Annotated in this window: 5 protein-coding genes and 1 tRNA gene; 2 read left to right on the plus strand and 4 right to left on the minus strand. The window is 70.5% G+C overall.

Going from position 1 to position 5,650, the window contains the following annotated elements; translation table 11 throughout:
- Positions 1 to 223 precede the first annotated feature (223 nt).
- Positions 224 to 1,321, plus strand: a complete 1,098-nt coding sequence (locus CCN33_RS25715; protein ID WP_086695853.1) for a vWA domain-containing protein — start codon at positions 224 to 226, stop codon at positions 1,319 to 1,321.
- 141 nt (positions 1,322 to 1,462) lie between these two features.
- Positions 1,463 to 2,836, plus strand: coding sequence for an SMI1/KNR4 family protein (locus CCN33_RS25720; RefSeq protein WP_086695854.1), 1,374 nt, complete (start codon positions 1,463 to 1,465; stop codon positions 2,834 to 2,836).
- Positions 2,837 to 2,897: 61 nt separating this feature from the next.
- Here CCN33_RS25720 and CCN33_RS25725 read toward each other — a convergent pair.
- From CCN33_RS25725 to CCN33_RS25735, 4 genes are all read right to left on the minus strand, one after another.
- Positions 2,898 to 2,985: transfer RNA gene (locus CCN33_RS25725), tRNA-Leu, on the minus strand.
- 109 nt (positions 2,986 to 3,094) lie between these two features.
- A complete protein-coding gene (locus CCN33_RS25730; RefSeq protein WP_086695855.1) occupies positions 3,095 to 4,042 on the minus strand; it encodes a beta-ketoacyl-ACP synthase III in 948 nt (315 codons plus the stop codon).
- 187 nt (positions 4,043 to 4,229) lie between these two features.
- Positions 4,230 to 4,358: an MFS transporter small subunit gene (locus CCN33_RS33595; RefSeq protein WP_279628207.1), complete on the minus strand. Its 129-nt coding sequence runs from the start codon at positions 4,356 to 4,358 to the stop codon at positions 4,230 to 4,232.
- Positions 4,333 to 5,650: OFA family MFS transporter (locus tag CCN33_RS25735; RefSeq protein WP_086695856.1), on the minus strand; the 1,318-nt coding region annotated here is incomplete at its 5' end. The genes CCN33_RS25735 and CCN33_RS33595, both read right to left, overlap by 26 nt.

Raw genomic sequence — 5,650 nt, forward strand, 5'->3', positions numbered from 1 at the left:
GCCCTCCCTCAGTGCGTCCTCCGATCCACCGCGGGTGCGACCGCTTCCGACCGGGCGGGTCGAGCCTCCGGCACCGCGGCTCGGCATGCGTTGTCAGTGCTCCTCCATAAGGTGGAGCCATCATCTGGACGGACCGGGGTCCTGCCGGGGTTCACCCTCGGCAGGCCATGTCTGCCTGCGGAAAAGGGCGTTGGGGCCCCACCAGGAAAAGGGGATCGACACGATGAGCGCTACGGTGAAGGACCGGCTCAAGAAGCACTTCGTGAACCACGTCGCTCTGGTCATCGACAAGTCCGGCTCGATGCGCGACCACTCGGAGCAACTCGTCCGTGTGGTCGACGAGTTCGTGAAGGGGCTGGCGGAGGAGTCCGACCGGCTCGGCCACGAGACCCGGATCAGCCTCTACGCCTTCGACCACCTGGTCGAGAACCTGGTGTGGGACATGGACGTCAAGCACCTGCCGTCCATGCGGGGGCTGTACACCGTCGAGAACGGCGCGACGGCACTGATCCAGGCGTCGGTGAAGGCGCTCGACGACCTCGGTCACATATGGGAGGAGTACGGCGAGCACAGCTTCCTCCAGGTCGTCGTCACCGACGGCGAGGAGAACGCCTCCGGCGCCGACACGACGGGCGCGCGCCACGACCACCTTCCCGACGGCCGTGCCGTCCTGGACACGTGGCGGAGCCGGATCGCGGACAAGATGGACAACCTGCCGGACCACTGGACCTCGGCCATCATGGTGCCGAACTCCCTGGCCAAGCGCACCGCCCAGCAGTACGGCTTCCCGACGGGCAACATCTCGATCTGGGACGCGGACTCGGACCAGGGCGTCGAGGAGGCGATCGGCGTCGTCAAGACGGCCGCCACGAAGTTCCTGCGGGACCGGGAGCAGGGCGTGCGCGGCACCAGGGACCTCTTCGCGATGGGCCAGGACCTCAGCGCGGCGGACGTGAAGTCCAGCCTCCGCGCCCTGGACGCCGGCAAGTACGTCCTGATCCCGGTGGACGGGCGGACGTCCATCCGCGACTTCGTCACCGGCGCCGGGCATCCGTACAGGACCGGCTGCGCCTTCTACGAGCTGTCCAAGCGCGAGAAGATCCAGGCCAACAAGCAGATCGCCGTGGCGGAGAAGGACCCGGCCACCGGCCGGACGACCGGGAAGGTGTTCACAGGTCCCGCCGCCCGGCAGCTCCTGGGTCTGCCGTCGACGGAGGTCACGGTGACGCCGGGGAGCAACGAGACCTACACGGTGTTCGTCCAGTCGACCTCGGTCAACCGGAAGCTGGTCCCGGGGACCAGGCTGCTCGTCCTGCTGTAACCGGTCCGCCGGCCGAGCCGCGTCCCGGCCGGCGCCGACACCCCGACCGCCGGGTACCGCTTCCGCCCGGTGGAGGCCCCGTGTGGTCAGCGCCCGACCCTTGATCCAGAATCGGCGAGCACATCTTCAGGAGGTCTTCTCGTGCCCTCGCTCCATGACTTCACCACCTGGCAGCCTTTGCTGCGTCTCCTGCACGCCGCCCACGCGGAGACGCTCTCCGCGCCCGGCGGGCATGTGGCGGGGCAGATCAGTCCCGGGGCATGGAGTGTTCCACTGCCGTACCGGCCGCCGCAGCCGGGGCAGGCCTCACAAGTCTCCGACAACCAGGATCAGTTCGACGCGGTGGGTCGGATCGTGAACGCGCTCGAGGAGAGCGGGGGCGACGGTGTCTCCTTCGTCGTAGAGGCGTCTTCCGCTCCTGGCGGTGTCCGGCTGCATGTGATCAGTCCGTGCTCCTCCGCGGAGCCGGGTGTCGCGACCGCGCACCCGGGCACACTTCTCCTCGCGGACGGGGCACTGCCCGAGCCGGTGCGCCGCCTGCCCGATCCGGTGCCGGGCGCGCGGCCCGCTCCGTCCGCCGACGTGGGACTGCTGCGGCGCACTCTTCGCGAACGGCACCCGGACGCGGTGGGCGCCTCCGAGGAGGAGATCGCAGCGGCCGAGGCGCGCCTGGGCGTGCCGCTGCCCGCCGAGCTGAGGGCCCTGTACCAGATCGTCCAGAATCGATATGAGGACGGGGACGACTACCGGGAGCCGTACGACACCATCGGCTGCGAGCTCCTCGCCCTCGACGAGGTGTACGTCGCCGACGCGGCCTCCCGGCACGTGCTGTGGCAGTTCGGCGCCATGGAGGCGGTCGAGACGGGGCCGGAGGACGCCGTGCAGGGGCTCGTCGGATCGCCGGGCTGGATCGTCTTCGGTGACACCGGCGGCGGGGACCGTGTCGCAGTCGACCTCACCCCGGGGCCGCAGGGGCACGTCGGCCAAGTGATCGTCATCGGCCACGAGGAGAACACCGGTGCCGGGCTGGTCGCCGATTCCCTCACCGACATGGTCGTCCACCGTCACTTCGACGGGCGGCCCGTCCGAAGGGCCGAAGGGCCGCCACTCGTCGCCCACGTCAACCGCGCCTCCCTCCCCGGCATCGAGGCCGCCGCCCATGCCGGCCTGGAGGTCCTCAGCATCGGGGTGTGGGAGAAGGAGCCCCTCAGCCTAGCCCCCGTCTTCGGCCTGCCGCGCCTGCGCACCCTGTGCGCCCATCCCGGTACTCTCGCCGATCCTTGTGAGATCTCCCGGCTCATCCACCTCGAGTATCTTCAGCTCCCGCCCGCGGAGTGGCGCGTCCTCCTCGATGCGGGGGCCGTGCCCACCGGGCTCCTCGCAGCAGGCATCAAGGCCCACCAGCAACGGGACAACCCGTTGCACACCATCGCCCTCGCCAACGAGATCCTCGCCCTGTACGGTCGGCCGCTCGTCACCGGCATCACGGTGCTGGAGGGAACGGCCTGCTGCTGAAACGCCACAAGGGCCGCGACCGACAGGTCGAGGCCCTCGAAAACGTATCGTCCAGCTTTCGTGGTGTCCGAGGGGGGACTTGAACCCCCACGCCCGATAAAGGGCACTAGCACCTCAAGCTAGCGCGTCTGCCATTCCGCCACCCGGACAAGGTGTCTGTCACCCGGCCGGGGGTGTTCCCCGCGGCGACATGGACAACAATACCAAGGTTTCGGAGCGCCTTTCACCTGCGTATCCGTGCCTTCGGCCACCCCTGGGTCACGGACAGCGGATCACCTGGCCGGCGTAGGAGAGGTTGCCGCCGAAGCCGAAGAGGAGGACCGGGTCGCCGGAGCGGACGCTGCCCTGTTCGATCAGCTTGGAGAGGGCGAGCGGGATGCTCGCGGCGGAGGTGTTGCCGGACTCGGTGACGTCGCGGGCGACGACCGCGTTCACCGCGCCGATCTTCTGCGCCAGCGGCTCGATGATCCGCAGGTTGGCCTGGTGCAGGACGACCGCCGCCAGGTCGGCCGGCTCGACGCCCGCCTTCTCGCAGGCCCGCCGGGCGATCGGCGGGAGCTGGGTGGTGGCCCAGCGGTACACGCTCTGCCCCTCCTGCGCGAACCGCGGCGGCGTGCCCTCGATCCGTACCGCGTTGCCCATCTCCGGCACCGAACCCCACAGCACCGGCCCGATCCCCGCCTGCTCCCCCGGCGCACACGCCTCGACCACCGCCGCGCCCGCGCCGTCGCCGACCAGCACGCAGGTGGAGCGGTCGGTCCAGTCGGTGACCTCGGACATCTTGTCGGCACCGATCACCAGCGCCCGCGTCGCGGCGCCCGCCCGTACGGTGTGGTCGGCGGTGGCCAGCGCGTGGGTGAAGCCGGCGCACACCACGTTGACGTCCATCGCGGCGGGCTCGGGGATGCCCAGCCGGGCCGCGACCCGCGCGGCGGTGTTCGGGGAGCGGTCGATCGCCGTGGAGGTGGCGACCAGCACCAGGTCGATGTCGCGGGGGGCGAGCCCGGCCGTGGCCAGCGCCTTGGCGGCGGCGTGCGCGGCCAGCTCGTCCACCGGCTCGTCGGGGCCCGCGATGTGCCGGGTACGGATGCCGACCCGGCTGGTGATCCACTCGTCGCTGGTGTCGACCATGCGCGCCAGGTCCTCGTTCGTGAGCACCTTGGCGGGCTGGTAATGGCCGATCGCGGCGATACGCGAGCCGTGCATGTCGGGGTCCCCTCGTTGCTGCCGTGGGTGGCGGGACTCTCCAGTCTGCGCAGTGACTCACGGGTACGGGGGTACGTGAAGCCACAGGAATCGGGCACCCCTGTTGTCGGCTTCACGCAGACCCTCGTACGTCGGGATGCCGCTCACGCGCTCGGCGTCCCGCCCGCACGGACGGGCGCCGGGCGCGTCACCCCGTGAAGAGCTGCGTCGCCTTCCGCACCAGTTCGTACAGGCCGTAGACGAGCGGCGCGCCCACCCAGAGCCAGGAGAGGGCGATCAGGGCGCGCCGGTCAGGCGGGCTGCTCTCGCTGGGCATCGGGGGCCTCCTTCGGGGCGGGGACGTGGTGACGGGCGTGGACGGGGCGGATGAGTTCGTTGGCGACGAAGCCGACGAGGAGCAGGCCGATCATGATCGAGAAGGAGAGCCCGTACAGCGCGGGTCCGTCCTTCCCTGCGGCCTCCTGGCGGTCGGCGATCCAGTTGACGATCAGCGGCCCGAGCACGCCCGCGGTGGACCAGGCGGTGAGCAGCCGGCCGTGGATGGCGCCGACCTTGTACGTGCCGAAGAGGTCCTTCAGATACGCCGGGACCGTGGCGAAGCCGCCGCCGTAGAAGGAGAGGACGACCAGCGCGCACAGCACGAAGAGCGGCTTGGAGGTGTCCCCGAACAGGGCGAGGACCAGGTACATCAGCGCGCCGACGCCCAGGTAGACCCGGTAGATGTTCTTGCGCCCGATGAGGTCGGAGGTGGAGGACCAGCCGATCCGGCCCGCCATGTTGGCCGCCGACAGCAGCGCGACGAATCCGGCCGCCGCCGAGACGGAGACCGGCGTGGAGCTGTCCGCGAAGAAGTCCGTGATCATCGGCGCGGCCTTCTCCAGGATGCCGATCCCCGCCGTGACGTTGGTGCAGAGCACGACCCACAGGCACCAGAACTGCGGGGTGCGCAGGGCGCTGCGGGCCGATACCTGGACGCCTCCGGCCGCGCCGGTGGCACTCTCCGTACGCCCGTCCGGCCGCGGCACCCGGACCAGCAGCACCCCGAGGGTCATGAACACGGCGTAGGCCAGTCCGTGCACCAGGAACGCCAGCGCGATGCCGGAGTGGTCCGTGCCGAAGGACTCCAGCATCTGGGCCGACCACGGCGAGGCGATCAGCGCGCCGCCGCCGAAGCCCATGATGGCGATGCCGGTGGCCATGCCGGGCCGGTCCGGGAACCACTTCATCAGGGTGGAGACGGGCGAGATGTAGCCGATGCCGAGGCCGATGCCGCCGACGAACCCGTACCCGAGGACGATCAGCCAGTACTGCTGCGTCTGCGCACCGAGCGCGGAGATCAGGAACCCGGTGGAGAAGCAGACCAGGGCCACGGTCATCGCCCAGCGCGGGCCGTTGCGCTCGACGAGCGTGCCGCCGAACGCGGCCGACAGCCCGAGCATCACGATCGCCAGCTGGAACGGCAGCGCGCTCTGGGTGCCGTCGAGGTGCAGCGCGGATTCCAGGGGTGGCTTGAACACGCTCCAGGCGTACGCCTGGCCGATGGAGAGGTGGACGGAGAGCGCGGCGGGCGGCACGAGCCAGCGGCTCCAGCCCGGGGGCGCGACAGGG

Source organism: Streptomyces recifensis (genome assembly GCF_002154615.1).
GTDB lineage: Bacteria > Actinomycetota > Actinomycetes > Streptomycetales > Streptomycetaceae > Streptomyces > Streptomyces griseoluteus.